We start from the raw sequence: 24,230 nt of genomic DNA, 5'->3' as shown, positions 1-24,230 counted from the left end.
GAATAATAATTTAATATTGAATTAAAAGGACAACAAACGGATGGAATTTAAAAACGATGTAGAAGCCCTCGATGGGTTACGCGATAAATTTAGTGAATTAAAAAAAGAAATTACACGGGTTATTTACGGTCAGGATGAAATCATTACACAGGTGATGGTTTCACTGTTCAGCCGCGGACATGTTCTGCTTATTGGGGTTCCCGGGCTGGCCAAAACACTCATGGTAACAACCATTGCAAAAATTCTCGGGCTCAACTACAGCCGTATCCAGTTCACGCCCGATTTAATGCCTTCCGATATCATCGGCACCGAAATCCTGGATAAAGAACGGCAGTTTAAATTTATTAAAGGGCCCTTGTTTGCCAACATTATTTTAGCCGACGAGATTAACAGGACACCGCCCAAGACCCAATCGGCACTGCTCGAAGCCATGCAGGAAAGGGCCATTACAGCTGCCGGCCAACGTTTTGAACTGGAAAGCCCGTTTTTTGTACTGGCCACCCAGAATCCCATCGAACAGGAAGGAACCTATCCCCTGCCCGAGGCCCAGCTCGACCGTTTCATGTTTTCAGTTTGGCTCGATTACCCGAAATACGACGATGAAATTACCATTGTAAAAAATACCACCTCCAATTTAACTTTCGATTTGAAACCGGTAATATCTGCCAAAGAAATCTTGTATTACCAGGATTTAATACGAAAAATTCCGATAAACGATAATGTGCTGAACTACGCCGTAACCCTGGCTGCCAAAACCCGCCCGGGAAACGGAATGGCCGCGGAAGTTTCGGACCAGTACCTGAAATGGGGCGCCGGACCAAGGGCTTCGCAATACCTGGTGGTAGGCGCTAAAACCCATGCTGCTCTCCGGGGAAAATATTCACCCGACATTGAAGATGTGCAGGCTGTTGCCCCTTCAATTTTACGCCACCGGATAATTAAAAACTACAAGGCTGAAGCCGAAAACATTTCGGTAGAACAAATTATTGAGAAGTTACTGTAAATGCCAAAACGGCTTTTTTATATTATTCCAAAATTACTTCTGAATGCAAAAGCCCTATTGCTGCTTGCTTGGGTAGTTACATCTTTATTTTCTTCCGCACAGGAAAAAAAAAGAGTGGATATTGAACAGGCTGATTTTCTTGAGGCCGACGATAATATTGCACCCAATGCACAACGACTTGTGGGTAATGTAAGAATCAGGCATAAAGACGTTCTGATGTGGGCCGACAGCGCATACACCTACACCGGAACCAACCGGGTAGATGCTTTTGGGAATGTGCACATTAACCAGAACGACACACTCGATCTCTATGCCAATAAAATTTACTATAACGGCGATGCCAGTTTTGCGCAGGCCATCGGTGATGTTATCCTGAAAAACAAATCGACCACACTTTATTCCGATACACTGGATTACAACCTCTATACAAACATTGGTTATTACGACGATTACGGGAAAATTGTGGACAGCACAAATGTGCTGACAAGCCTAATTGGTAAATATTTTATCGATGAAGATCTGATACACTTTTACAACGATGTGGAAGCTTACAGCGATGATTATACTCTATCGGGCGACACATTGATTTACAATACAGAAACAGGCCGGATTTTTATTACAGGGCCGACAATAATTCGCGATTCATCCAACACACTGTATGCTGAAGACGGGTGGTACGATTCAAAAACAGGAGAAGCAGAGCTACTGAAAAATCCGCGGGTTTTTAACGATTCACAGGAATTAAGCGCCAACTACATTAAGTACAACGAAACGGATGGAAACGGACGGGCACTTGGAAATGTAAGGATTCACGACATGGAAAACAACAGCATTGTTACCGGGAATACACTGAACTACAATGAGCAAATGGAAATTGCAACCGTAACCGACTCGGCACTTTTCATGATGTATTCCGACAACGATACACTTTACCTCCATGCCGATACACTCCGGACCATCCCCGATACAATTCCGGATGAAAATATTGTTAAAGCATATTACAATGCCCGCTTTTACCGTTCCGATATACAGGGGGTATGCGATTCGCTGGTCTATTTCACCAAAGATTCTGTTGTTCAGCTACACACCAATCCCGTTATTTGGTCCGGTATCCACCAGTTGAGCGCCGACTATATCAACATGAAACAAAAAACCGATGCACCAGACGAAATGCATCTCCAAAATAACAGCTTCATTATTTCAAAACTCGACTCTGTCCGGTTCGACCAAATTAAAGGAAAAGAAATGGTGGGGTATGCGGTCAATAATGAGCTGTTGAAAATTGATGTAAACGGAAACGGGCAAACCCTTTATTATGCCCGTGAAGACAGCACAATAATCGGGCTTAACCGGGCCGAAAGCAGTAAAATTTCCATTCGTTTTAAAGAAGGCCGGGTTTTTAAAATTATATTTTTAACTGCCCCCGAAGGTCAGCTTAAGCCTCTTTTCGAGTTAACCGAAGAGGAAAAAAAACTTAGCGGTTTCGACTGGAAAGTTCACCTCAGGCCACTGACAAAGAATGATGTTTTTCAGCCAAAAGCAACTCCTCCCTTGCCGAATGAGGCATTATTACCCCGGAACGAAGATTAAAATCGCATTCATTTTATTCTCCTCCGCAATCCTTTCATTCCGGAAACGGTTAAAATTAATTTTGCTGAAATTACAGACAAAACAGTCCGTTTATTAATTTTCATCATAAAAAACACCTATTTTGTTTTCATTTCAAAAAAATATTCTAATATTTGCAGCAAATCGAAAGCAAAACGAATGAATTTACTAAATAGCATATCAATTCTCAGCCTAATTATTGGCATTATCCTCCTATTCAGGATGTGAGAATGGTGTGTTGTTGACTATAAAACAAGAAACGGAATAAGCCATTCTCATAAAAAGAGGATGGCTTTTTTATTAAATGGAAAATAAGAATTGTCCGGCAAGTTGATTTGAAACGAAAAGTTGATTAGTAATAACTGAAAAACAAATAAATATGAGTGACAAACTGTTCATTTTTGACACCACCCTGCGCGACGGCGAGCAGGTCCCGGGGTGCCAGTTAAACACGGTTGAAAAAATTGAAGTTGCCAAAGCTTTGCAGGATTTGGGAGTTGACATTATCGAAGCCGGATTCCCGGTGTCGAGCCCCGGCGATTTTGAGTCGGTAGTAGAAATATCAAAAGCGGTTACGTGGCCCACCATTTGTGCCCTTACCCGCGCAGTGAAAAAAGATATTGATGTAGCTGCCGAATCGCTAAAATATGCCAAAAAGGGACGAATTCACACTGGCATTGGCACTTCGTATTACCACATCCACCACAAACTCAATTCCACACCTGAAGTTATTATGGAACGGGCTGTTGAGGCAGTGAAATATGCAAAACAATATGTGGAAGATGTGGAATTTTATGCCGAAGATGCCGGCCGTACCGACAATGAATTCCTGGCCAAGGTGGTTGAAGCGGTAATTAAAGCGGGTGCTACAACAGTAAATATTCCTGACACAACAGGTTATTGCCTTCCAACCGAATTTGGCGAAAAAATAAAATTCCTGATGGAAAATGTAAACGGCATTCATAAAGCAGTAATTTCCACCCATTGCCATAACGACCTCGGTATGGCAACTGCCAACACGGTAGCCGGAATTATGAACGGTGCCCGCCAGGCCGAAGTTACCATTAACGGGATTGGTGAACGTGCCGGAAACACATCGCTCGAAGAAGTGGTCATGATAATGAAAAGCCGCTACCAGTTACTGGGAATTGAAACAGGCATAAACACAAAAAATATCTATCAGACCAGCCGTTTGGTTTCCACCTTAATGAATATGCCGGTTCAGCCCAACAAAGCAATTATTGGCCGGAATGCATTTGCGCACTCCTCCGGAATTCACCAGGATGGCGTGCTGAAAAACCGCGAAAACTACGAAATTATGGATCCTACCGACGTGGGAATCAACGAATCGGCAATCCTGCTTACAGCTCGCAGCGGCCGCGCGGCATTGAGGCACAGGCTCGAACTGATGGGGTTTGAATTGAGCAAAGAAAAACTGGATGAAGTTTATGAAAAATTCCTGAAGCTGGCCGACAATAAAAAGGATATTCGCGACGACGATATTGCCCTGCTGGTTGGCGATGCCACACAACAGGAACGCCGCATAAAACTCGACTTCCTGCAGGTACTCACAGGTAAAAAACTTGAACCTGTTGCCATCGTTCGTCTCGATATTGCAGGTGAAAAATTTGATGCAACTTCTTCCGGAAACGGCCCGGTGGACGCGGCCATTAAAGCCGTTAAACAAATTATTCACCGCCAGGTTACCATCGAAGAATTCCTGGTGCAGGCCATTACACGCGGCAGCGACGATATTGGTAAAGTTCACATGCAAATTGAATACAACGATTCCATTTTCCATGGCTTTGGCGCGCATACCGATATTGTAACGGCATCAGTTGAAGCCTACATCGATGCAGTAAATAAATTACCGGTTCAGGTTTAATCAAAAAGAAAACTCAATAAAAAAATGGAAGCAAAAACATTATTCGATAAAATTTGGGACAACCACGTGGTGAAAAAGGTGGAAGGCGGCCCGAATGTATTGTACATCGATCGGCATTTAATTCACGAAGTAACCAGTCCGGTTGCATTTTTAGGCCTGAAAAACCGCGGACTGAAAGTATTTCGCCCGGAGCAAACCACTGCCACTCCCGATCACAACGTTCCTACCGAAAACCAGCACCTTTCCATAGTTGACGAATTATCGCGCAACCAGGTGGAAATGTTGAAGAGAAATTGTGCTGAACATGGCATCAAATATCACGATCTTCAAAGTGAAGGACATGGCATTGTGCACATCATTGGTCCCGAAAAAGGACTCACCCAGCCCGGCATGACAATTGTTTGCGGCGACAGCCACACATCAACCCACGGGGCTTTTGGTGCCATTGCTTTTGGAATTGGCACCAGCGAAGTGGAAATGGTTTTGGCCAGCCAGTGCATAATGCAGCCCAAACCCAAAAAAATGCGGATTACCATAAACGGCGAACTCAAGCAAGGGGTTACGGCAAAAGACATTGCGCTGTACATCATTTCACAAATTTCAACCAGCGGCGGAACCGGCCATTTTATTGAATACGCCGGTTCGGCAATTAAAAGCCTTAGCATGGAAGGCCGCATGACCCTTTGCAACCTCAGTATTGAAAGTGGTGCCCGCGGCGGAATGATTGCACCCGACGAAACCACTTTCAATTACATGAAAGGCCGCGAATTTGTTCCAAAAGGAAAGGACTGGGAGCAGGCAGTTGAAAAATGGAAAAATTTAAAATCAGACGAAGATGCCGCGTTCGATACTGAATATTCGTATGATGCCGCTGACATTGAACCCATGATTACGTATGGAACAAACCCGGGAATGGGAATCGGCATCACCAAAAACATTCCAATTTACAACGGAATGGGAGAAAGCGATAAAAAAACGCTGGAGAAAGCATTGAAATACATGGAATTTTCGCCTGGTGACAAAATGCTTGGCAAAACAATAGATTACGTATTTTTAGGCAGTTGCACCAACGGAAGGATTGAAGATTTCAGGGCTTTTTCCGCTTTTGTTAAAGGGAAGAAAAAAGCACCGGATGTGAATGCCTGGCTGGTACCGGGCTCAAAGCATGTTGAACAACAAATTAAAGAAGAGGGGCTGCTCGAAATTTTGGAAGAAGCAGGATTCAGGCTTCGTCAGCCCGGTTGCTCGGCCTGCCTGGCCATGAACGACGATAAAATTCCGGAAGGGAAATACGCCGTTTCAACAACCAACCGGAATTTTGAGGGTCGCCAGGGCCCCGGAGCAAGAACTTTGCTGGCCAGCCCGCTCACAGCAGCAGCTGCGGCGATTACCGGAAAAATAACCGACCCGAGAGAGTTAATGTAAATTTTTATTGGTTAATCATAAATAATAAATTATATGGCATACGATAAATTTTCAAAAATAATATCACCGGCAGTTCCGCTGCCAGTTGAAAATGTAGATACCGACCAGATTATTCCTGCGCGATTTTTAAAAGCAGTAGAACGCAAAGGATTTGGCGAAAACCTTTTTCGCGACTGGCGTTACAACAAAGATGGATCACCCAAAAGCGATTTCCCGCTGAATAACGCGAAGTATTCAGGAAAAATTTTGGTTGCCGGTAAAAATTTTGGCAGCGGATCGAGCCGCGAACACGCTGCCTGGGCAATTTACGATTATGGGTTCAGAGTGGTGGTGTCCAGCTTTTTTGCCGACATTTTTAAAAACAATGCGATTAACAATGGCTTGCTGCCAGTTGTTGTAACACCCGAATTCCTTGAACGAATTTTTGAAACCATTGAAAAAAATCCGGAAGCCGAATTCAATACTGACCTGGAGGAGCAAACATTTACGAACCTCACAACAGGTGAAACCGAAGAGTTCGAAATTAATGCCTACAAAAAGCATTGCCTCAAAAACGGGCTCGACGATATCGATTACCTGGTTCGGATGAAAGATGAAATTACTGCTTTTGAAGCCTCCTAAATCCTCCAAAGGAGGACTTTTATTAAGATTTTAACGAGGACAATTCTACAAGAAGTACTATTAGTATAACAGAAATAAAAAAAGTCCTCACTCTCCTCTCCATTGGGGAGGTTGGGAGGGGCACCAAAAAAATGACAGGCAAAACAGTTGAAATAGAGGGAAAACAGCTCACCATAATGGATACCACCCTTCGCGATGGAGAACAAACCACCGGTGTCTCTTTCAGCGAAGGGGAAAAACTAAGTGTGGCCAAGGTGTTGCTGGAAGATGTAAGGGTTGACCGAATTGAAATCGCCTCGGCAAGAGTTTCAGAGGGTGAATTCAGGGGGTCGCAGCGTGTAATGAAATGGGCAGCCGAAAAAGGACATCTCGAAAAAATTGAAATTCTGGGGTTTGTTGATAATGACATTTCGCTGAAATGGATTGCCGACGCCGGTGGAAAAGTAATTAATCTGCTTTGCAAAGGTTCGCTGAACCATGTAAAAGGGCAGTTACGAAAAACCCCGGAGGAACATTTGTCCGACATTAAAAAGGTAATTCATAATGCCAGGGAAATGGGCATCCGGGTGAATGTCTATCTCGAAGACTGGTCAAACGGAATGCGTAGCTCAAAAGACTATGTGCATTTTATGATTTCGAAACTGAAAGAGGAAAAAGTTGACCGGATAATGCTGCCCGACACGCTCGGAATTTTAGACCCCGATGAAACCTACGATTTTTGCCGCGAAATGATTGAGGCTTATCCCGATGTCAACTTCGATTACCATGCCCACAACGATTACGATCTGGCCATTGCCAATGTTTTCCATGCCATAAAAGCCGGAATACGCTGCGTGCACACCACTGTTAACGGGTTGGGCGAGCGTGCGGGGAATGCGCCACTGTCGAGCGTGATTGCCACCATTAAAGATCACCTGAAAATGAAAACCCGGGTGAATGAAAGCCAGTTGAACAAAGTTTCAAAGCTGGTAGAATCGTTTTCCGGAATTCGTATCCCCACAAACAAGCCGCTAATCGGTGAATTTGTATTCACCCAATGCAGCGGCATACATGCCGATGGCGACAATAAAAATAACCTCTATTTCAACGACTTGCTGCCGGAACGTTTTGGAAGAATACGGCAGTATGCGCTGGGAAAAACATCGGGTAAAGCCAACATCAAAAAGAACCTGGAAAAGCTGGGCATTGAACTCGATGCAGAATCACTGAAAAAAGTAACGCAGCGGATTATTGAACTGGGCGACCAAAAAGAAACGGTTACCTCCGACGAACTGCCCTACATTGTTGCCGATGCCCTGGAGAACGATCTGATGGAACAAAAAATCAGGGTGATAAACTTTTCGGTTACCCACACCATGGGATTGCGTCCGGTTGCCAACGTTAGCCTTGAAATTGAAGGAGAAGTTTTTGAGGAATTCAGCGATGGTGACGGCCAGTACGATGCATTTGTAAAAGCACTCCGGAAAATATACAAGCATCTCGGTAAATCATTCCCGAAACTCATTGATTACACGGTAACCATCCCGCCCGGCGGAAAAACCAATGCACTGGTAGAAACGGTAATTACCTGGAAAAACAGTCGCGAGTTTAAAACCAAAGGTCTCGATCCGGATCAAAATGTAGCCGCAATCAAAGCCACAATCCGCATGCTGAACATCATCGAAAACGAGTTTAAGCCGGGTTTGCTGAATAAAATTATGGACAGTATTTCGTAAATACCATTTTCTAAAATTTAATTATTTGAAATACACAGTTTTTACAGTAAATTTGCTTAAAAACACTTTTATATGAACTATTTGGAAAGAATTACCACAAATCCGGAAATCTGTCATGGAAAACCATGTATTCGTGGAATGAGATGGCCGGTTGAAGTTATTATCGATATGCTTGGTTCGGGAATGAGCACCGGGGAAATCCTCGATGATCACCCGGAACTTGAAAAGGAAGATATTCTTGCAAGTTTACATTTTGCAAAACTCCAATTAAACTGATAAAAATTAGTTTAGGAAATATTCCAAATAATGAATTGATTCAAATAATTACAGACAATTTAACCCAGATACAAAAACTAAATAAATACTCATCCTTTATTGTGGAAGTAAATTTGAATACGGTTTTGTTCAATATTCAAAAAGATTAAAATAGAAATTAATGAAACTAAAAATTGCCATTTTACCGGGCGACGGAATTGGGCCCGAAATTACCGAACAGGCGATGAAAACGGTTAAAGCAATCGCCAAAAAATTTAATCACGGGTTGGAATATGAATACGCCTTGACCGGCGCAACTGCCATCGATAAAGTAGGAAATCCTTACCCGGATGAAACACATGAACTCTGCATGAATTCAGATGCCGTTTTATTCGGTGCGATCGGCGATCCAAAGTTCGACAACAATCCGAAAGCCACGGTACGCCCCGAGCAGGGACTGCTGGCCATGCGCAAAAAACTCGGATTGTATGCCAACATCCGGCCGGTGGAAACATTCGAACAATTGCTGCACAAATCTCCGCTCCGCCGCGAATTGGTGGAAGGTGCCAATTTTGTATGTATCCGCGAACTGACCGGCGGCATTTACTTTGGCGAAAAAGGCCGGAAAGACAACGGCAATACCGCTTTCGATACCAACACTTACACACGCAACGAAATTGAACGCATCCTGAAACTGGCCTACGAATTTGCCGGGCAGCGACGTAAAAAATTAACAGTGGTTGACAAAGCCAACGTTTTAGAAAGTTCGCGGTTGTGGCGCGAAGTGGCCCAGGAAATGGCACCCAAATATCCCGACATTCAAACCGAATATATGTTTGTGGACAATGCCGCCATGCAAATTATCCAGTGGCCCAAAAACTTCGATGTAATGGTGACCGAAAATATGTTTGGCGATATTTTAACCGACGAAGCCAGCGTGATAACCGGCTCGCTCGGACTGCTGCCTTCCGCGTCCATCGGAATTCACACTTCGGTTTTCGAACCCATTCACGGCTCTTATCCGCAGGCTGCCGGAAAAGATATTGCCAACCCGGTTGCCACCATCCTCTCCGCAGCCATGATGTTTGAAACAGCTTTCAACCTCCCGGATGAAGGGAAAGCCATTCGCGATGCGGTGGCCGCTTCAATGGATGAAGGAATTGTAACTGAAGACATTGCCCAGGGGCCTGCATACAAAACTTCGCAGGTGGGCGACTGGATTGCACACCACATTGAAAAAATTTAATAAGCTTACCGGCTTTTAGTTAGCCGGCAAGATTTTCTACCCCAAAAAGAATCGTTAATTTTTTAACGGTTCTTTTTTTGTATGAAAAATATGAATAATTGAAATGAACTTAAAGTCTCTAATTTTGTCATATTAGAAGATTTTTGAATATTAAAATATTTAACACCTTAATGGGTAAAGTTAAACAAAATACAACGCTGGAAAATACGGGAACAAACACAGAACAAGTAACTGATTATGAATCAGTAATGACTAATTACCAAGAACGCTTGCAGCAGGTTTGTTCACATGGCCCGGGAAAATCAAAAGAAAAACATCGTGAACGGGGGAAATTACTGGCCCGCGAGCGAATTGACCTTTTGGTTGATCCCAAAACCTATTTTCTGGAACTTTCCTCCTTTGCGGCTTACGATCAATACAACAATGCTTTTCCCTCAGCCGGAATAGTAACCGGAATTGGTGTTGTACACGGCTGCGAGTGCATGATTGTTGCCAACGATGCCACCGTAAAAGGCGGAACTTATGTAAAAGAAACCATAAAAAAACACATCCGCGCACAGGAAATCGCCCTGAATAACAACCTGCCTTGTATCTACCTGGTTGACTCCGGAGGAATTTATCTTCCGGAACAAGCCAACGTTTTCCCTGACCGGTTCGATTTTGGCCGCATTTTTTATAACCAGGCCCGGCTATCGGCCAAAGGCATCCCGCAAATTGCGGTGGTAATGGGCTCCTGCACTGCCGGCGGTGCCTACGTGCCGGCCATGTGCGACGAAACTGTTATTGTGAAAAACCAGGGAACAATTTTTATTGGCGGGCCGCCACTCGTTAAAGCGGCAACCGGCGAAGAAGTTTCAGCCGAAGAGCTGGGCGGGGGCGTAGTTCACACCTCCATTTCGGGAGTTGCCGATCACCTGGCCGAGGACGATGTGGATGCCCTTAAAATCTGCCGGAAAATCGTTTCCGGCTTTCCTGTTGGCAGAAAAAAAGAAATTGAAATTGAGAAAGTGAAAGAGCCCCATTTTGAACCTGAAAGCATCTACAATTACCTTTCTGTTGATCTGAAAAAACCGATTGACATTCACGCAATAATTGAACGGTTGGTAGATGAAAGCGATTTTCACGAATTCAAGAAAAACTACGGCAACACCCTGGTTACAGGTTTTGCCCGGATAAAAGGAATAACAGTTGGCATTTTAGGCAACCGAAGTTTCTTAACCGCTGAAAGTGCCCGAAAAGGTGCTCATTTTATTCAGCTTTGCAACCAGCGAAAAACACCGTTGTTATTTCTGCAAAATATCACGGGATTTATTGTGGGGAAAAAATATGAACACGAAGGAATTGCACGCGACGGTGCTAAATTAATTCAGGCCGTTGCCAATACAACAGTGCCCAAATTAACAGTAGTAATTGGCGGTTCGTTTGGTGCAGGTAATTATGCCATGGCAGGCCGGGCCTACGAACCCGATTTTCTTTTCATGTGGCCCCACTCGCGTATTTCGGTTATGGGAGGCGAACAAGCTTCGGGCATCCTGAACACAATTGGGCAGAATGGCAGCGGCAACCAGCTTATTGAACAGTTCAAAAAAGAAAGCACTGCTTATTACAGCTCTTCGCGGGTTTGGGATGATGGAATTATCAGCCCCGCAGAAACCCGACACATCTTAGGCCTTGCTTTTCACATCACCCTTAATCAACCCGAACGGACACCCCAATACGGGGTTTTCAGAATGTAACAAGATGAAGAACCTGAAATACATAACAGTTAAAATTGACAGGAACAGGGCCGATTTAATTTTAAACCGCCCCGACAAGCATAATGCATTGAATCCTGAACTAATTGGAGAATTTCGGGATGCACTAAAATCGATTTCCCAAAAAAGCGAAATTCATTTCCTGGTCATATCGGGCAATGGAAAATCGTTTTGCGCAGGAGCCGACATCAGCTGGCTGGCCTCTGCAGGAGAAAAGTCGATACAGGAAAACCGGGAAGAATACCTGCAAATTCCTGCCCTTCTCAATGAATTACGCGATGCACCCCAAATTACCATTGCAGCGGTTCACGGTAATGTGCTGGGTGGTGCCAACGGCATAATTTCAGCATGCGATTTTGTAATTGCGGAACAATCCACCGCATTTGCTTTCGGAGAAATCAGGCTGGGAATAATTCCTGCTACCATAATACCTTTTGTAGCTCAACGCCTTTCAGTTCAACACATGAAAAAAGTAATGTACACCGGCTCAAGATTTTTGGCACCGGAAGCAAAAAATTCAGGACTGGTTGATTTTATTTCAGCCGATGGAGAACGTTTCAGTGAAACCGATCTCCTCATAAAAAAAATGTCAACATCTTCGCCAAATGCATTGCGGGCGTGCAAAAATTTACTGCATAAAATAGAATCGGGAGAAGTTACAACCTCCTCCAGCGAAAAAACCGCTCAACTATTGGCACAACTAACTCATTCAGAGGAAGGGAAAGAGGGATTGCAGGCATTTCTTGAAAAAAGAAAACCCAGCTGGAACAATCAAATAACCAATCAGGATTAATGGAAACAGTCGGAAAAATTTTAATAGCCAATCGTGGAGAAATTGCTGTCCGCATAATCAGAACAGCCAAAAAGCTGGGTATCCAAACCGTAGCCATTTTTGCGGATGACGACCGCGAGTCATTGCATGTTTCCCTGTCCGACGAAGCTGTTAACCTGAAAGGTGATACGTTGCAGGAAACTTATCTGAACCAGCGAAAAATTATTGAAATTGCACAAAACACAGGTGCCAAAGCCATACATCCCGGGTATGGTTTCTTATCAGAAAATGCAGATTTTGCCGAAAAAGTTGAACAGGCCGGGTTGATTTTCATCGGGGCCACACCTCAACAGATCAGGCTAATGGGTGAGAAAATTCAGGCCAACCAATTTGTAAAAAAGCTCCAAATTCCTGTCATTTCATCTGTTACCGGTTCAGAAAATGACATTTTAAATTCTGCCAAAAATTTTGAATACCCGGTTTTGGTTAAAGCTTCTGGGGGTGGTGGCGGAAAAGGGATGGAAATTGTTTACGAAGCCGAAAATCTTCCGGAAGCATTAAAAAGGGCTAAGGATAAAGCCATGAAATATTTTGCCAACAGTGACCTGCTGGTTGAAAAATACTTGCCCCAAACACGCCACATAGAAGTCCAGGTGGTGAGTGACGGGAAAGGAGATGCCATTCACCTTTTTGAACGTGAATGCAGTGTTCAGCGCCAATATCAGAAATTAACAGAAGAAGCTCCTGCCAACTCAATCTCAAAAAAGTTAAAAGAAAAACTGTACAATGCTGCCCTCAAAATTGCCCGTTCAATTAACTACCGTGGAGCGGGAACTGTGGAATTTTTAGTGGATGAAGATGAAAATTTTTATTTCCTGGAAATGAACACCCGCCTGCAGGTTGAACATCCGGTTACCGAGATGGTTACAGGTGTTGATTTGGTTGAAATGCAACTAAAAATTGCAGCAGGTGAAAAAATCCCTGTAAGTCAAAAAGACCTTAAAGCACTTGGTCATTCCATTGAAATGCGCATTTGTGCAGAAAATCCTGCATCTGGTTTTTTGCCGTCAACCGGAAAAATCACTGATATCCAAACACCAGCAGAAGCCCGGTGGGACAGTTTTCTTCAACCCGGAACAGTGTTTTCAGCAAATTACGATTCGCTTGCAGGGAAACTCATTGTTCATGAAAAAACCAGAAATGAAGCCATTGAAAAGGCACGATATGCCCTTTCCAATTTATTTTTACCGGGAGTTGTCACAACACAAGAACTCCTTGCGATTGCCGTCAACCACCCCGATTTTAAATCCAATTCAATTAACACAAGGTGGCTGGAAAATAACATGAAAACTAAAAGTTTTCTTCACAAGGACGAAATTCCTTCCGTTCCGCTCGCAGCTGCCTATTTTCTGCATCATTTTAAGCGTCCTGTTCACCCCATTTCAATTTGGAATGAGTTGGGCTATCACCGCATTTATCAAAGCTTTGAAATTTTCATCGACAACAAACAGCACAAATTCAACATATTACAAATAAACAAAAACATTGAGATTCAGCTCAATGGAACGGTAAAAAAAATATCCAACATTAAATTTTCTGGTTCAAAAATTGATTTTTCCCTAAATAAAAAAGATATTACTATCTTTATTTTTCAGAATAATAAAAAATCTATTTCCCAATATGATGGCATATATTACAGTGTGAGAAGCAACCATGTTTTAGAAGAGGTGCAGCTAAATAAATACCGAAATGAAGGGACGGATATAATAACAGACAAAGTTATTTCAGGGTTATTCGGAAAAGTAATTGACATATTAGTTCAACCCGGTCAAACCTTGAAGAAAGGAGAGGATTTAATAATTATTGAATCGATGAAATCGGAAATAACCATTAAAAGCCCGGCATCGGCACGGGTAAAAAACATTCAGGTTTCGAAAGGAGAAACCGTACAAGACAAAAAGACCTTAGTAGAATTTGAATTCTAAATAATTATTTATGAATGCATTTTTAAATGGGACGCATAATGCAATACGTGAAAAAGTAAGAAATTTTGCGGAAAACAAAATAAAACCAGTTATTGGTGACTTTGAAGCCAGGGAAGAATTCCCGGTAGATTTAATCCAATCGATAAATGAGCTGAATCTTTTCGGAATGCAAACCCCTGAAAAATATGGGGGACAAAACAGCGACTACCTCTCATTTATTATCGCTGTTGAAGAACTGGCACGCATCGACAGTTCCGTTGCGGCAACGCTGGCAGCGCATAACTCGCTTGGTGTGGGTCCTGTTCTGGAATTTGGCACAGAAAAACAGAAAGAAAAATACTTGCCACAACTTTGCAACGGAGAAAAATTGTGGGCTTTTGGCCTAACCGAAGAAAATGCAGGTTCTGACGCACAGGGAGTAGAAACCGTGGCAGAAATGAAGAAAAACGGCTGGTTGATTAACGGTCATAAAAAATATATAACCAACACGGCTTCAGAACTGGCAGGTGGTATGAGCCTGGTGGCAAAAACAGGTATGAAAAGCAACGGCAAAAAAGAGTTTACAGCTTTTTTGGTCCCTCGTGATACTCCCGGTTACACTGCCAGGTACATGAAAAGCAAACTGATCTGGCGGGCAGCCGACAACGGAATGGTTTATCTCAACGATTGTTTGATTCCTGGGGAAAACCAACTGGGTGAAAGAGGACAAGGCATTAAAATCATGCTGAAAACCATTGATTCCGGCCGGTTATCGATTGCTGCAATGGGACTGGGATTGGCACAGGGAGCTTTTGAGATGGCTGTTGATTTTACCAAAAAACGCAAACAGTTTGGGAAACCCATTTCCAATTTCCAGGTCATCTCCTTTAAACTTGCCGACATGGCCATGAAAATTGAAAACGTCAGGAATACCCTTTATAATGCATGCTGGTTAAAAGATAATGGACATCCGTTCGGCAAACAATCAGCAATGGCCAAGCTTTATGCATCGCAGGTTGCCAGCGATGTTGCCAGCGAGGCACTCCAGATTTTTGGCGGCGCAGGTTTTTTCAGGAATGACGAATACCCCATTGAACGCTTTTTCCGCGATCAGCGTTTATTATCAATCGGCGAAGGAACGTCGGAAGTATTACGAATGGTAATTTCGCGCGCGGTTTTAAAAGATGAACAGAAAACAAAATGAACAGAGACAGAAAAAATGACCATATACAACTGGCATTCGACTCGCAAACAAGCAAGTTTGAACAGGACCGCCGGTTTATTTATGAACCCATGCTGGCAGGCCACCCCAACGGAGAAGACAAGTCTTTTGCATTTCTGGGGAAAACCATGAAAGCACCAATGTGGGTATCGAGCATGACCGGCGGCACCGGAAAAGCCAACCACATCAACAAAAACATTGCCCGCGCATGCCGTGACTTTGGACTGGGAATGGGCCTGGGTTCCTGCCGAAAAATTCTGTTTAGCAAAACCTACTGGGACGATTTCAACATGAGAGATATTATTGGTCCTGACCGGCCTTTCTGGGCGAACCTGGGAATTGCACAAATTGAACAGTTACTGAAAGACAAAAACGAAAAAGCCATTACTGATATGGTTGGCGAACTCCGTGCCGATGGTCTGATTATTCACGTTAATCCCATGCAGGAATGGTTTCAGCCTGAAGGCGAACACATTGAAAACCCTCCTATTGTAACCATTGAAGAATTGCTCAGCCGTATAAATGTACCATTAATTGTTAAAGAAGTTGGATTGGGAATGGGCAATGAAAGCCTGAACCGACTCTTCCATTTAAACCTCGAAGCCATTGAGTTTGCAGCGTATGGTGGCACCAATTTTTCGAAACTTGAGCTCATGCGCGACGAACCCGAAAAAATGGAAATGTACAAACCGTTTACTTTTGTGGGCCAAACTGCCAACCAGATGGTGAATACAGTTAATCATCTGCTGCAAACCAACGGAAATTCAACCTGCAAACAATTGATTATTTCGGGCGGAATTAAAAATTACCTCGACGGCTACTATTTGATTTCAAAAAGCGAGTTACCCGCAATCTTTGGTATGGCTTCTCAGGTGTTAAAACATGCCACCGGCGACTATCAAAAGCTGAAAACTTTCATCGAAAATCAGATTACGGCCTACCGTTTTGCACAGAATTTTCTAAAAATCGATCCTGAATATGACGGAGAATAAAATCATTTCCGGATTTTCAAAACTTTCACGTTCAGAAAAAATCAGATGGTTAATTCAGGAATTGAACCTGGATGGATCAACTGCCTCATTTCTGGATTCTTTTGAACTCACAAACAGTGAAAAGCAATCGGTTATTGCTGATTTAAGCGAGAATCAACTCTCCAATTACCATTTGCCTTTTTCTGTGGCACCTAATTTTTTGGTCGATGGAAAAATGCACACCTTTCCGCTCGTAACCGAAGAGAGTTCGGTAGTTGCAGCGTTGGCAAAAGCAGCAGGCTATTGGGCCAAACGCGGGGGGTTTCACACAAAAATTCCGGGTACTGAAAAAAAAGGACAAATCCATTTTGTTTGGAGTGGTTCTCCCGAAAAACTGAAAAAAAATTTTACTCAATTAAAAGAAACCTTGCTGCGTGAAGTTGCCCCGCTTACATTGAAAATGGAAAAGCGCGGAGGCGGAATACTTGATATTCAATTAAAATACCTGCCTGAAATTCAAAAAAATTATTATCAGCTCGACGTTTCGTTTGAAACCCGCGATGCCATGGGTGCCAACTTCATCAACTCGTGTTTGGAACAAATGGGGAAAAGCCTGACAAAATTTATCGAAAACAGCAACCAGTTTTCAGCAAATGAAAAAGAAGTGGAGATAGTGATGGCCATTTTATCGAACTACGTGCCGGATAGCCGCGTAAAAGTTTGGGTGGAATGCCCGGTGGAAGAGTTGACGAAAAACCAACAACAAGCCAAAAGTTATGCTGAAAAATTTGCACTGGCAGTTCACATTGCCCGTAACAATGTTTCGCGCGCGGTGACGCACAACAAAGGCATTTTTAACGGAATGGATGCACTGACAGTAGCAACCGGGAACGATTACCGTGCCATTGAAGCCGGTGCCCATGCTTATGCTTCAAAAGACGGACAGTATCGCGGACTGAGCAACGTAACCATAAATAAAGGAATGTTTCGTTTTGAAATGGAAATCCCGATGGCAGTGGGTGTTGTGGGAGGAGTTACGGCGTTACATCCACTGGCAAAACTGGCAATGAAAATTCTGAAAAATCCATCGGCACCGGAGATGATGGGGTACATTGCCACCGCCGGACTGGCTTCCAACTGGGCGGCAGTAAATGCACTGGTAACCAGCGGTATTCAAAAGGGACACATGAAAATGCACCTGAGCAATATTTTAAGCCAGTTCAACCTTTCGAAAAGTCAGAAAAAAGCAGCCAGAGATTATTTCAGTGACAAAGAAATATCGTACCAGGCAGTAAACAAATATGTTGAAGACTATGTCCGAAAGTAACCAAACTTTTTATGCGCATGGAAAACTTTTACTCACCGGCGAATACCTTGTTTTGCAGGGAGCACAAGCGCTGGCATTGCCGCTAAAATTGGGCCAGTCGATGGCAGTTACTCCCGGAAATCAAAAAAACAGGATTAGCTGGGAAGCAAGCACTCCCGGCGGTCAGTGGTTTTCGTGCGAATTTCAACTTCCCGATTTCAAAATTATCCACAGTACCGATTCGGAAAAAGCAGAATTGCTGAAAAAAATCTTTGAAACCATCGGGCAGTTAAATCCTGATTTTTCATTTGAAAAGGGATTTAATATTCACACAAAACTGGAGTTCGATCCGCGATGGGGACTGGGCAGCAGCAGCACATTAATTGCCAACCTCGCAAGCTGGACGAATGTTGATGCCTACCAATTAAACAAGTTGATATTTAAAGGCTCAGGTTACGACATCGCCTGTGCAAAAGCTGACGGCCCGGTATTTTATCGTTCTGGAGAAAAACGAATACCGGTAAATCTTAGTTTTCCATTCGAAGATCACCTCTATTTTATCTACTCCGGCACCCAAAAAAATACCCGTCATGGCATTGAGCATTTTCTGAAAACGAATGCTGATATTTCCGAAGGAATCCGTCAAATCGATGAAATCTCTAAAAATATATCCAAAGCAAAAACACTCAGTAATTTTCAAGAATTAATCAGCAAACATGAAAAAATAATTGCTGGGATTATTGATGATCAGCCTGTTCAGCAAAAATACTTCAACGATTTTAACGGGGCTGTAAAATCTCTCGGAGCGTGGGGCGGCGATTTTTACCTCGCAGCCTCATCGATGAACGAAACAGCAACTAAAAACTATTTCAAAAGGAAAGGATTGCAAACAATATTTACGTGGAACGAGTTAATTTTAAATGATTGGAAAAAAGTAAGTGAAGCAAAAAAATAAATATCGAAGCGAATGGGAATGCCCGTCTAATATTGCGCTAATAAAATACTGGGGGAAAAAAACGCCGCAGTTGCCATTGAATCCTTCGGTGAGTTTTAGTCTGCAAAATGCAAAAACCAAAACTTCAATTGAAATACCCCAAAGTAATAACCGGAAAGTTGAATTCATTTTCGAAGGAAAATCATCGGCCTTTGGAGAACGAATTCGCAACTACTTCGATGTGTTGGCGAAAGATGAAAAATGGCTGAACGATTTTTCGTTTCACATTGAAAGCAGCAACACTTTTCCCCACTCTGCTGGCATCGCCTCGTCGGCATCGGCTTTTGGAGCACTGGCACTTTGCCTGACCGATTTGAAAAATCAGGTTGAGGAGAATGAGGTTTCAACTTCAAACTTCTTCAGCAAAGCCTCTGAACTCGCCCGGCTGGGAAGCGGAAGTGCCTGCCGGTCGGTTTATCCGCAATTTGCCATTTGGGGTGAATTTGCTGAAATTTCAGGCACTTCAAACCACCACGCTGTTCCGGTTTCTGAAAACATCCACGCTGATTATTTCACGTTGCACGATGCCATTTTGCTGGTCGATTCCACGAAAAAGAAAGTTTCCAGTTCGGCCGGCCACCAGTTAATGAACGATCATCCGTTCCGGGAGGCTCGGATAAAACAGGCAAACAATCATACACATGAAATTCTGCAAGCAATGAAAACCGGCGACCATGAACAATTTTTCAAAATAACTGAAAAAGAAGCGCTCAGTTTGCATTCGATGATGATGACCTCGGAACCGCCTTATTTGCTGCTTCATCCCAACAGTTTGGCAATTATCCGAAAAATCCAGGATTTCCGCAGGCAAACCAATTTACCGGTTGGTTTTACCATCGATGCCGGTCCAAACATTCATTTTCTCTATTTTGAAAAAGACAAAAATGAAGTACATCGATTCATTAAAAATGAGTTGATGAAATTTACCGAAAACGGAAACTGGCTGGATGATCAAATTGGAAACGGCCCGAAAAAACTGAAAGAATGAAGAAGTTTACTTCAAAATTACTGTTGTTCGGCGAATACGGATTGCTTTACGGAGCTGATGCGCTGGCAGTTCCGTTTCCAAAATTCGAAGGTTCGCTTAAGGTTGCAGCAGAAGCAAAAGATGCCAACATTTTGAACAGTCAATCCGAAATTCAACAGTTTGTTACCACATTTAAAGCCGCAAATATCAATGCCAAAATGAGATTTCCGCTTCAAATTGAACTTTTAAGAAATGATTTGAAACAAGGAATTTATTTTGAATCCAATATCCCTGTCCGGTACGGACTGGGAAGCTCCGGCGCTTTGTGTGCTGCAATTTTCAAACGCTACAGTACTTTTCAAAAAAACAAAAATGAAATTAATGACAATGAAATTCTTCAAATTCTAAAGAAGGATTTTTCGTTACTCGAAAGCAGTTTTCACGGCCGCAGTTCGGGCATCGATCCACTGGTTTCTTTTTTAAACCGGCCGGTTTTATTATCACCCAAAAAAATCCAGCTCCCCGAAATAAAAATCCGTGAGAATATTTTTTCAGTTTTTCTTATCGATACCAAAATAAAAAGTTCCACCGCCCCACTGGTCTCACTTTTCAACAAAAAAATGGAGAACCCGGAGTTTAAAAATCTATTCCACAACGATTTTCTTCCAGCCAACAACAAAGCCATTCAGGCTTTTCTGAAAGCAAACAAAAAGGAACTTTTCGACCAATTAGAACAAATCTCGGCTTTTCAGTCGGAACATTTTGCTCAAATGATTCCGGAATCGTTCAAATATTTTTTCAAACATAGCGCAAAAAACAACACACCGGTAAAATTGCTCGGTTCGGGCGGCGGCGGATTTTTGCTGGCCTTTGCAGAAAATGAAGACGATTTACCCAGTGAATTTTCAAAAATCCGAATATTCTGATAATTATGATTCTGCTGCTTCCGGCTTTTGCAATGGCTCAAATAATTTCCGAAACTTCCAGTTGCTTCTAATAGTCAGAATCACAATAAACAATACGGCAAGAACCAGGAGAACCCAGTTTTCTTTTTGGGGATGCACCTCCTTCTGAAACAACAGTTCCGGTGTTTGCAAAACTGATGGTTTGCTTGTCAGAAAGATGGAAGACAAAACATTATTTATTGAATGTGCGCCAATGGCAATTTCAATTCCATCATCCAACACACTTGTAATATTGTTACCTTTGCATAAAACGAAACAGAATGAACGCAGCTAAAAAATATTTTCCGAGACTGGAAGACATCACACAGGCAAAAATCACGCTTAACAAAATTGCCAGTCACACTCCGCTGGAGAAAAACCGCAATCTTTCAGAAGAATTTAAAAGCAACATTTTTTTGAAATCAAAGGCAAAAATGTGGTTTGTATTGTGAGCGGCAGCAATAACGACATCACCCGCATGGAGGAAATAAAAGAACGGTCGCTGCTGTTCGAAGGCCTGAAGCACTATTTTATTGTCCGGTTTCCGCAGCGTGCCGGCGCATTGCGCACTTTTGTGGATGTGGTGCTCGGTCCCAACGATGATGTAACCCATTTCGAATATTCGAAAAAAACCAACCGCGAAAAAGGGCCGGCAGTCATCGGCATCGAAGTGCAGCAAAAAGAGGATTATTACGGGCTGGTAAAACGAATGGAAGAAAACGGTTTTGTGTATGAATACCTGAATGAAAAACCGGATTTGTTCCAATATCTTGTTTAACGTTGCCAAATGTTTTGCACGCTGACAAGTTTGCGGCAATCCAACCCGTCAACATCCCCAGGGACTAACAAGCGTTGATTAAAACCAAACAACAGCAAAATTATAACTAAAGCGCCTGATTTGATAATTTAAAATACCCATGCATCACTTTTTCAAAAGTAAACTCTTTCCGTTTAAACCATTTGTCTTTCAAATATTTCTGTTTAAATTTGAAACCATCTGAATTAATCAAACAACCAAAGAATCTTTATTGAAATTCTTTAAACCATGAATAATTCATTTGAAATTTATCGATGAAACCAACCTGTTCAAAAATTACCGGTTTCAAATTCAACTGGGAAAATTGATAATTGATAAATATGAAAAACAAATCAATGACGTATCATATCCAAGAACTATTGTTGAAGATGTAAAAGCATTTGGAAAATTGTCTGATTTTGAAGATGAACAGGAAATATTGCAAAAAACAGATAAAAATTCTCATTTATTAGAATTTGAACAGTATGCACCTTTTTACAATAAACGAAATAACAAAATCGGATTGCATTCCGGGAACGAATACCCGGTTTTAATTCACAATCCGAAATCAGAATCAAAAATAAAGAAGAACCTGAAACAACCGCTGCCCGAAGCTTTTCTGAGTGTGCACGAACTCGCTAAAATTATTTTGCTGGAATATCTTGAAGAAGGAAAAGCGGAAGAGCTCATTCACGATTTTATTTTGACCAATAACAGCAAAATAATGAATTGGCAGTTTATTGAAGAAGTGAAAGAAAAACTTCCGAAAGACTGGAATGAATTTCAGAAAAAAGCAGATTCGAAAAAGAATGTGGGATATAAACCAAGAACACTGGCTTATCTGGAATTCAGAAAAGAAACCCTTAATAAAGTGTTGGCAGAATATAACCTGAATCACAAACAAATTCCAACACGTATTTTAAACTACTGGCTAAATATTACCGATGTTAAAGAAGAGCGAACAATTTCCGGCCGGATTAAAGCCATGAAACGCGACTGTATGGAAAGGCTCAAAAACCTGGAAAAATACAGACGGGAAAGGAAAGGGAAAATCCCAAAAATCGGGGAAATGGCTACTTTTCTGGCAAAGGATATTGTCGATATGATAGTTAGTGAAGATAAAAAGAAAACCATAACTTCATTTTATTACGACAAAATGCAGGAATGCCTCGCTCTTTATGCTGACCCGGAGAAAAAGTCTCTCTTTATTAACATTATTAATGAGCTCAAAATAAACGAAGCCGGCGGCCATCCTTTTCTGAAAAATATAAACCTCCGGCAAATAAGATACACACCCGATTTATATGAAAAATACCTGCAGGAAAAAGGTAAGAAAATGGTTAAAACAAAAAACCACAGAACAGGAAGGATGAGTGAACAAGACAAATCGTGGATGGCAACTACCTTTTACAAGAAGGAATGGAGTGAAAAAGCCCATAAAAATTTGACAGTGGTTAAGTTGCCCAACGACAAATCAAATATCCCGTTTTCAATGCGCCAGTGGGAAGAAAAAGAAAATTACAACCTAAACGATTGGTTAAATCACACTATAAAAGGAAAAGCCCCAAAAGACGGCAAAAAACCAATTAACCTTCCCACCAATCTTTTTGATGAAACATTAATAAAATTGCTGCAAGCAAAATTAGATGAACAAAATATTGAGTATCCTGAAGGTGTCAACTACAACGAACTTTTCAACATTTGGTGGAACAGCCGCGGCGACGATGTACAGAATTTTTATCATGCAGAAAGAGAATATCGAATTTATGACGAGCCGGTTAAATTCAAATTACAGGAAGGTGCAAGATTTGCCGATTTGTACAAAGATTCTTTGATGAAAGTATTTAAAGAAAGAAGTGAAAAAAGAAAAGAAGAAAAAAGAAAATTACCCGACATTCAATTTAGCCAGGTAGAAAAAGTTTTTAAACGAACCATTTCCAACACCGAAAAAGAAATCAGGATTGTGCAGGAGCAGGATCGTATTATTTTACTGATGATTGAAAAACTGTTCGATTCCCAAAATCTGGATATAAAACTAAACAACATTCAGTCGCTTCTTAATGGCACAGATACAGTGGAACAAGCAGTAACGGCAAAACTATCGTTTAACGATTCCGGGGAAAGGATATCCGGTACTGCCAAACCTGAAATTACCCGTGTAATAACCGACGAACGTAAACGAAAAGATTACAGCCTGCTCAAAAAATATGTCCACGACAGGCGTTTACCGGAATTGTTCGAGTATTTCCCTGAACAAAAAATTACAGTGCAGGAATTAAGAAATGAACTGGATATTTACAATACAGCCAAACAAACAGTTTTTGATGCTGCTTTTGAACTCGAAAAAGGAATAATTGAGAATGATACAGAAGGCATAAAGAAATTCGTTGAGGGAAATAACGGATTTGATAACGTCCAGCATAAACCTTATTTGGAATGGTTGCAAAACAAAAAATTAATTACTGCCGATGAATTTACATTTTTAAACATGGTGAGAAACTGTTTTGCCCATAATCAGTTTCCGCAAAAGAAAACCATGGAAAAAAGGTGGAGTTGGGAAATAAAGATTTTGCAAAACAAATAGCAGAAGTTTACCAACAAAAAACTGAAACGATAGTGGCTAAACTATAGAAAATATGACCGGTTTTTGAATTGTAAAAAAACCGGTTTGCCCTTTAAAAATAAGGCCTTTAAAGCTATTGGGTTGTAGCTGCTCTTATTTTGAAGGGTAAAAACAACGGCATACACTCCATCAAGCTGGCCAATCCCGTTGTAGCTGCTC

At 42.0% G+C, this 24,230-nt stretch carries 21 protein-coding genes and 1 CRISPR repeat array (1 of these 22 running past the window's edge); of the genes, 20 read left to right on the top strand and 1 reads right to left on the bottom strand.

Going from position 1 to position 24,230, the window contains the following annotated elements; genetic code table 11:
* The first annotated feature begins 40 nt into the window (after positions 1–40).
* The 17 genes from ACTCNA_RS00840 (at position 41) to ACTCNA_RS00760 (ending at position 20,634) form a co-directional block, all read left to right on the top strand.
* Positions 41–1,003 carry an AAA family ATPase gene (locus tag ACTCNA_RS00840; RefSeq protein WP_462945997.1) on the top strand — a complete coding sequence of 321 codons (963 nt, stop codon included), beginning with the start codon at positions 41–43 and terminating at the stop codon, positions 1,001–1,003.
* A gap of 114 nt (positions 1,004–1,117) precedes the next feature.
* A complete protein-coding gene (locus ACTCNA_RS00835; RefSeq protein ID WP_462945996.1) occupies positions 1,118–2,593 on the top strand; it encodes an OstA-like protein in 1,476 nt (491 codons plus the stop codon).
* 397 nt (positions 2,594–2,990) lie between these two features.
* Positions 2,991–4,496 (top strand): 2-isopropylmalate synthase, encoded by a 1,506-nt coding sequence (locus tag ACTCNA_RS00830; RefSeq protein WP_462945995.1) that lies wholly within the window; start codon positions 2,991–2,993, stop codon positions 4,494–4,496.
* Between the two features lie 24 nt (positions 4,497–4,520).
* Positions 4,521–5,921 (top strand): 3-isopropylmalate dehydratase large subunit, encoded by a 1,401-nt coding sequence (gene leuC, locus ACTCNA_RS00825; protein WP_462945994.1) that lies wholly within the window; start codon positions 4,521–4,523, stop codon positions 5,919–5,921.
* A 33-nt stretch (positions 5,922–5,954) separates the two neighbouring features.
* Positions 5,955–6,542: a 3-isopropylmalate dehydratase small subunit gene (leuD, locus tag ACTCNA_RS00820; RefSeq protein WP_462945993.1), complete on the top strand. Its 588-nt coding sequence runs from the start codon at positions 5,955–5,957 to the stop codon at positions 6,540–6,542.
* A 131-nt stretch (positions 6,543–6,673) separates the two neighbouring features.
* The gene (locus ACTCNA_RS00815; RefSeq protein WP_462945992.1) at positions 6,674–8,257 is read left to right on the top strand and encodes an alpha-isopropylmalate synthase regulatory domain-containing protein; all 1,584 of its coding nucleotides are present in this window, start codon (positions 6,674–6,676) and stop codon (positions 8,255–8,257) included.
* A 72-nt stretch (positions 8,258–8,329) separates the two neighbouring features.
* Positions 8,330–8,533 (top strand): DUF433 domain-containing protein, encoded by a 204-nt coding sequence (locus ACTCNA_RS00810; protein ID WP_462945991.1) that lies wholly within the window; start codon positions 8,330–8,332, stop codon positions 8,531–8,533.
* Positions 8,534–8,693: 160 nt separating this feature from the next.
* Positions 8,694–9,758 carry a 3-isopropylmalate dehydrogenase gene (gene leuB, locus ACTCNA_RS00805; RefSeq protein WP_462945990.1) on the top strand — a complete coding sequence of 355 codons (1,065 nt, stop codon included), beginning with the start codon at positions 8,694–8,696 and terminating at the stop codon, positions 9,756–9,758.
* A 170-nt stretch (positions 9,759–9,928) separates the two neighbouring features.
* A complete protein-coding gene (locus ACTCNA_RS00800; RefSeq protein ID WP_462945989.1) occupies positions 9,929–11,494 on the top strand; it encodes a carboxyl transferase domain-containing protein in 1,566 nt (521 codons plus the stop codon).
* Between the two features lie 4 nt (positions 11,495–11,498).
* Positions 11,499–12,305, top strand: coding sequence for an enoyl-CoA hydratase-related protein (locus ACTCNA_RS00795; protein WP_462945988.1), 807 nt, complete (start codon positions 11,499–11,501; stop codon positions 12,303–12,305).
* Positions 12,305–14,269 carry an acetyl/propionyl/methylcrotonyl-CoA carboxylase subunit alpha gene (locus tag ACTCNA_RS00790; RefSeq protein ID WP_462945987.1) on the top strand — a complete coding sequence of 655 codons (1,965 nt, stop codon included), beginning with the start codon at positions 12,305–12,307 and terminating at the stop codon, positions 14,267–14,269. Before ACTCNA_RS00795 ends, ACTCNA_RS00790 begins: the two co-directional genes overlap by 1 nt.
* Positions 14,270–14,279: 10 nt before the next feature.
* Positions 14,280–15,452 carry an acyl-CoA dehydrogenase family protein gene (locus ACTCNA_RS00785; protein ID WP_462945986.1) on the top strand — a complete coding sequence of 391 codons (1,173 nt, stop codon included), beginning with the start codon at positions 14,280–14,282 and terminating at the stop codon, positions 15,450–15,452.
* Positions 15,449–16,462, top strand: coding sequence for a beta/alpha barrel domain-containing protein (locus ACTCNA_RS00780; RefSeq protein ID WP_462945985.1), 1,014 nt, complete (start codon positions 15,449–15,451; stop codon positions 16,460–16,462). Before ACTCNA_RS00785 ends, ACTCNA_RS00780 begins: the two co-directional genes overlap by 4 nt.
* Positions 16,449–17,768: a hydroxymethylglutaryl-CoA reductase, degradative gene (locus ACTCNA_RS00775; protein WP_462945984.1), complete on the top strand. Its 1,320-nt coding sequence runs from the start codon at positions 16,449–16,451 to the stop codon at positions 17,766–17,768. Before ACTCNA_RS00780 ends, ACTCNA_RS00775 begins: the two co-directional genes overlap by 14 nt.
* On the top strand, positions 17,743–18,702 hold the full coding sequence (locus ACTCNA_RS00770) for a GYDIA family GHMP kinase (protein WP_462945983.1): 960 nt from the start codon (positions 17,743–17,745) through the stop codon (positions 18,700–18,702). The genes ACTCNA_RS00775 and ACTCNA_RS00770 overlap by 26 nt, the downstream gene beginning before the upstream one ends.
* Positions 18,686–19,729 (top strand): diphosphomevalonate decarboxylase, encoded by a 1,044-nt coding sequence (gene mvaD, locus ACTCNA_RS00765; protein ID WP_462945982.1) that lies wholly within the window; start codon positions 18,686–18,688, stop codon positions 19,727–19,729. Before ACTCNA_RS00770 ends, mvaD begins: the two co-directional genes overlap by 17 nt.
* On the top strand, positions 19,726–20,634 hold the full coding sequence (locus ACTCNA_RS00760) for a mevalonate kinase family protein (protein WP_462945981.1): 909 nt from the start codon (positions 19,726–19,728) through the stop codon (positions 20,632–20,634). The genes mvaD and ACTCNA_RS00760 overlap by 4 nt, the downstream gene beginning before the upstream one ends.
* 3 nt (positions 20,635–20,637) lie before the next feature.
* On the opposite strand, the gene ACTCNA_RS00755 is transcribed toward ACTCNA_RS00760, so the two are convergent.
* Complete coding sequence (locus tag ACTCNA_RS00755; protein WP_462945980.1) at positions 20,638–20,895, bottom strand: hypothetical protein; 258 nt, start codon at positions 20,893–20,895, stop codon at positions 20,638–20,640.
* 38 nt (positions 20,896–20,933) lie between these two features.
* Between ACTCNA_RS00755 and ACTCNA_RS00750 the strand changes: the two genes are divergently transcribed.
* The 3 genes from ACTCNA_RS00750 (at position 20,934) to cas13b (ending at position 24,032) form a co-directional block, all read left to right on the top strand.
* Positions 20,934–21,104 (top strand): hypothetical protein, encoded by a 171-nt coding sequence (locus ACTCNA_RS00750; RefSeq protein WP_462945979.1) that lies wholly within the window; start codon positions 20,934–20,936, stop codon positions 21,102–21,104.
* Positions 21,101–21,430, top strand: a complete 330-nt coding sequence (locus ACTCNA_RS00745; RefSeq protein WP_462945978.1) for a hypothetical protein — start codon at positions 21,101–21,103, stop codon at positions 21,428–21,430. Before ACTCNA_RS00750 ends, ACTCNA_RS00745 begins: the two co-directional genes overlap by 4 nt.
* 280 nt (positions 21,431–21,710) lie before the next feature.
* Positions 21,711–24,032 (top strand): type VI-B CRISPR-associated RNA-guided ribonuclease Cas13b, encoded by a 2,322-nt coding sequence (gene cas13b, locus ACTCNA_RS00740; RefSeq protein ID WP_462945977.1) that lies wholly within the window; start codon positions 21,711–21,713, stop codon positions 24,030–24,032.
* A 119-nt stretch (positions 24,033–24,151) separates the two neighbouring features.
* Positions 24,152–24,230: direct repeats of the CRISPR family, unit length 36 nt; unit sequence GTTGTAGCTGCTCTTATTTTGAAGGGTAAAAACAAC; it runs 221 nt beyond the window's last position.

This window comes from Tangfeifania sp., assembly GCF_055108615.1.
Note: the sequence above shows the minus strand (reverse complement) of the source record. Positions and strands in the feature narration are given on the sequence as shown.

Bases quoted from the DNA above. Each gene is read 5' to 3' on its own strand.
- ACTCNA_RS00815 (WP_462945992.1), top strand. From the start codon at position 6,674: ATGACAGGCAAAACAGTTGAAATAGAGGGAAAACAGCTCACCATAATG.
- ACTCNA_RS00830 (WP_462945995.1), top strand. From the start codon at position 2,991: ATGAGTGACAAACTGTTCATTTTTGACACCACCCTGCGCGACGGCGAG.
- ACTCNA_RS00760 (WP_462945981.1), top strand. From the start codon at position 19,726: ATGAAGAAGTTTACTTCAAAATTACTGTTGTTCGGCGAATACGGATTG.
- ACTCNA_RS00785 (WP_462945986.1), top strand. From the start codon at position 14,280: ATGAATGCATTTTTAAATGGGACGCATAATGCAATACGTGAAAAAGTA.
- ACTCNA_RS00790 (WP_462945987.1), top strand. From the start codon at position 12,305: ATGGAAACAGTCGGAAAAATTTTAATAGCCAATCGTGGAGAAATTGCT.
- ACTCNA_RS00775 (WP_462945984.1), top strand. From the start codon at position 16,449: ATGACGGAGAATAAAATCATTTCCGGATTTTCAAAACTTTCACGTTCA.
- leuD (WP_462945993.1), top strand. From the start codon at position 5,955: ATGGCATACGATAAATTTTCAAAAATAATATCACCGGCAGTTCCGCTG.
- ACTCNA_RS00780 (WP_462945985.1), top strand. From the start codon at position 15,449: ATGAACAGAGACAGAAAAAATGACCATATACAACTGGCATTCGACTCG.
- ACTCNA_RS00840 (WP_462945997.1), top strand. From the start codon at position 41: ATGGAATTTAAAAACGATGTAGAAGCCCTCGATGGGTTACGCGATAAA.
- ACTCNA_RS00770 (WP_462945983.1), top strand. From the start codon at position 17,743: ATGTTGAAGACTATGTCCGAAAGTAACCAAACTTTTTATGCGCATGGA.
- ACTCNA_RS00795 (WP_462945988.1), top strand. From the start codon at position 11,499: ATGAAGAACCTGAAATACATAACAGTTAAAATTGACAGGAACAGGGCC.
- ACTCNA_RS00810 (WP_462945991.1), top strand. From the start codon at position 8,330: ATGAACTATTTGGAAAGAATTACCACAAATCCGGAAATCTGTCATGGA.
- ACTCNA_RS00750 (WP_462945979.1), top strand. From the start codon at position 20,934: ATGAACGCAGCTAAAAAATATTTTCCGAGACTGGAAGACATCACACAG.
- leuC (WP_462945994.1), top strand. From the start codon at position 4,521: ATGGAAGCAAAAACATTATTCGATAAAATTTGGGACAACCACGTGGTG.
- ACTCNA_RS00800 (WP_462945989.1), top strand. From the start codon at position 9,929: ATGGGTAAAGTTAAACAAAATACAACGCTGGAAAATACGGGAACAAAC.
- leuB (WP_462945990.1), top strand. From the start codon at position 8,694: ATGAAACTAAAAATTGCCATTTTACCGGGCGACGGAATTGGGCCCGAA.